This window comes from Pararobbsia alpina, from assembly GCF_902859895.1.
GTDB classification, from domain to species: domain Bacteria; phylum Pseudomonadota; class Gammaproteobacteria; order Burkholderiales; family Burkholderiaceae; genus Pararobbsia; species Pararobbsia alpina.
Window position 1 is genome coordinate 1 of sequence record NZ_CADIKM010000120.1, and the last position, 3,661, is coordinate 3,661.

Annotated in this window: 1 protein-coding gene; it reads right to left on the minus strand. The window is 64.5% G+C overall.

All coding sequences use genetic code 11. The annotated features are described in order from the left end of the window. Positions 1-3,661: hemagglutinin repeat-containing protein (locus HV670_RS29560; protein ID WP_175108477.1), on the minus strand; the 3,661-nt coding region annotated here is incomplete at both ends.

Sequence of the window (3,661 nt, forward strand, 5' to 3'; positions counted from 1 at the left end):
GCTTGCGCCGTATCCAATGCCGCCAGCCGTGAATCGCCCGTCCGCGCGGCGCGATCCAGGCTCTGATCGACCGTCGTGATCGCATTGCCGACCGCTCCGCCCAGCGCGACGCTCACACCGAATTGTCTCGAGCTTTGGCTCGCATGGCTTTGCGTCGCATCCGTGCCCGGATCCAGATTCACATTCTGGCCGATCAGCGTCAGGTCTTTGCCGGCGATCACGTCGCTGCCGCCCACGTGAACATCCTTGCCGGCCATCATCAAGACATTCCCCTCGACGCTGCCTACTGTGCTGCGCGACTCGCTCTGCGTCGTTGCATGGCTGTCGTAGCGAGTACTTTGCTCGCTCGATCCAATGCGGATGCCCACGGCACCCGTCGTCGATAGGCCCGAATGTTTCTCCTGGTGATATGCGCTGTCCTGATAGGTCGTCGTGGCGGCAACAAGGTTGACGTGGTTCGCCGCGTTCAGAGCGACATCGTGGGTCCCGACGACGCTGCTGCCCGTCACCGTGAGGTTCTTCCCGCTCGAAACGGACACGCTGTCCGCCGAAATCGTGCTGCCATCCGCGTAGGTGACGGTCTGGTCTGACCGATTCTCTGCACGGGTCTGGCCGCCAAGGGTTCCGTGACGATGCGTTTCATGGGTATTGAGCGTATGCGTCTCGCTCGCCGCGCCGATGTTGACGTCGCCCGCCGCCGCGAGCGACGCGGTACCCTGCGTCAGATCGATGCCGCTGCCGATGACGTGGATGTCCTTGCCTGAGGCGATCGATAGCGTGTTTCCGCTCTTGAGCGTCGTACCGGTGATCGTCTCGTCGGACCGGTGTAGCGTCTCTGCGTAGCTGCCATGATGATCGCTGCCGGAACTGTGGCTGTCGATCGTCGAGGTGGCAGTGGCCGTTTGCAGCGACACGTTGCCGCCGGCCGCGATCGCGCCGCCGCCGTGCAGCTCAAGATGGGCGCCCGTCGCGCTCAGGTCCTGGCCGACCGTGATCGTGGACGCCCCGCCTACCTTCACGCTGCTGCCCGTCACGTTCACGAAATGCGTGTCGGACACACCGTTCGCGCGATGCACAACCTTGGTTTCGCCCGTCTCCTGCACGCCCAAGGTCCAGTTGCCGCCCACATTGGCCGAGAGCGCACCGCCGACGTTCAGCGTGCCTGCGTGCTGCTCGAAGTCGCCGCCTGTCTTGATCGATGCATCGTGTGTCACGTCGATGCCAGCCTGCGCGCCGAGCGTCCTCGTGATTCGCTTTTGGCCGTCCGGGCCCATTTGACTCATTGTCTTGACGGCGGTATCCAGAATCAGATCGCCGCCCGCATCGAGATTCAGGTTGCCCGCCTTGAGCGTCGCCGACGTCAGGTTCACGTCGCCCGTCGTCGCGAGCGACATCTGACCGCCGCTTTGCAGCGTGCCGTGGGTACTGTCGATACGGTTGCCCGCGATCGACAGCGCGTTCGATGCGTGGATCGCGCCGCTGTTCGTCACGGTCGCGTTCTTCAGATCGATGTTCGTCGCGGCGATCACGGGACCGTTGCCCATGTGCTCCTGACTCGCCTGTGCCAGATAGACGACCGGCACGAGCACGGTCTGTCCGTCCACGATCTGCGTCTGCATGATCACGACGTCGCTCGTCAACTGCGCGACCTGATCGGGCGACAGCCCGGTGCCCGGCGCAAGATCGAGCGATCTCGCAAGCGCCGCGCCCGAGGTCATCAAGGCCTTGAACTCGTCCTGGGTGCTGGCGTAGTTCGTCAGGACCGACTTCCCGGTCAGCGACAGGATCTGGTCCTGAACAAGCCGCTGCTCGTAGAAGCCGTCTCCCAGGCGCAACTGGATCTGGCCCGGATTCATCCCCATCTGCTCGAAGTAGTAGTCGCTCGACAACCACTGCCGCATGCTGGTGAAGGCCGGATTCGTCTCGATCAGGTAGGGTGCGTGCGGCGCGCGAGCGACACTGAACAATCCGCCCGTCGGCAGTGTGATATGACCCAGCACGTTGATCGCCACCGCGCCGGCAATGATAGGATTGCCGGCATCGAGCCCGCCTGGCAGCGTCACCTGACCGACGACCGATGCCGCAAGCGGCGGCACCGACGCATGGCCCGCGGTATTGCCCGCGACATTGTTGACCGTGACCCCCGTGCCGCTGATCGAACCGTTCGCCGTGAACGTCGATTCGTAGCTCGGCAGGGCATAGGTGCGAACGTCGGCCGGTGCCTTACACCCGGAACTCGATCCCGAGCTCGCACCGTTGCCGCAGAATGAGTACGTCCAGTCCGGCACGCTGCCGTCGTAGTTACGGTAGTGGTAGTCGCCCGTGTAGGCGACCTGCACCTGGGGCGGTGTCTGGCCACGCCAACTATCCTGATCGAGCGACTGTGGGTGCGCGATATGGCCCGTCGCCGCAACCTGGCTCCAGTAGTTCTGGAACGTGCCGACATCCGACAAGTCGAGGTTCCCGCCCGAGATGACCTGTGCCTGCCGGCTGATCGACGTCACGGTACGGGCCGTCGCGGTGCCGCTGTAGGTCGTGTACTGGTAGAGGCTGTTGTATTGCCCGCCATGGGGCGGATCGACGTAGACGCCACCAATGCTGTTCGGATCGGCAACGTTCACCCGCCCGGTCCAACCACTCAGGCTGATCCCCAGACTTTGCAGCAGGGCGGGATCGACCGACGACGTGGAGCCTGAGACGCCCATCGTGCGGCGCGTGTTCGTCACGCGCGCCGCGTGCATCGCCATCTCGCCGCCCGACTGGATCAGGCCGGATTGATTCTTGATGACGTCGGCGCGCGTGTAGTGGCCGTTCGCCTCCTTGCCGCCCGCGAGCACCAGCTGGCCCAGGCCATAAATCGCCGTCGAGGCCGGTGTATCGGTCGCGGTCGTGTCGTCCCGGTTCTCGATATCGGGCGCGAGCAACTCGAGCGTGCCATGGCTGTCGGTCGCACCGATCAAGGCGCTCGGACCGCGATTGGAGATCGTCTGACGGGCTTGCAACGACACGCTGCCGCCGACGAGCGTGCCGGTATTGGTCAGGGTGTTCGATTGCGTGTCGAGCCGCCCGCCCGCGGCCAGCGTGCCTGCGTTATGGATGTCGCCCGCGTTCACCGTCAAGTCGTTGACGGCCGACAGCGCGCCGACGTTGTTCAGTGTTCCGGGCAGGGTGAAGGTCAGACTGTGCCCAGCATGGAAGTGATCATCCGGCGTAATGTTGAAGTCGCTGAAGTCGCCCCGCAGGTTCAGCGCGAGATCGTTGACGGCACGGTAGGTGCCATGGCCCAGCAGGGTGGCGGCTGTCACCGACAGCTTGCGATTCGCACTCAGCGTCCCGCCGGCATTGTTCACACTGCCTGCGCTCACGACCGCTTGGCCATTGCTCGACATGTGGCCGCCAGCGTTCGACAGCAATCCGCTCCCGTTGCCGGGCGTCACGGTCAGCGTGCCGGTTCCCGCATGGGTGATCGTGCCGCCGTCGTTGTCGAGCGACGCCGGAGCCAGCGTCCAGTCTGTGCTGGCGGTCTCGATCCTGCCACCGTTCGAATTGTCGAGCGCGTTCGTCACGGCAAGCGTGGTCGCGCCGGATTCGAGCTGGCTGATCGTCCCCTGCTGGTTCATCAGGTTCAGCGCGGTCAGGCTCAGCGCATTCGCGGCAATCT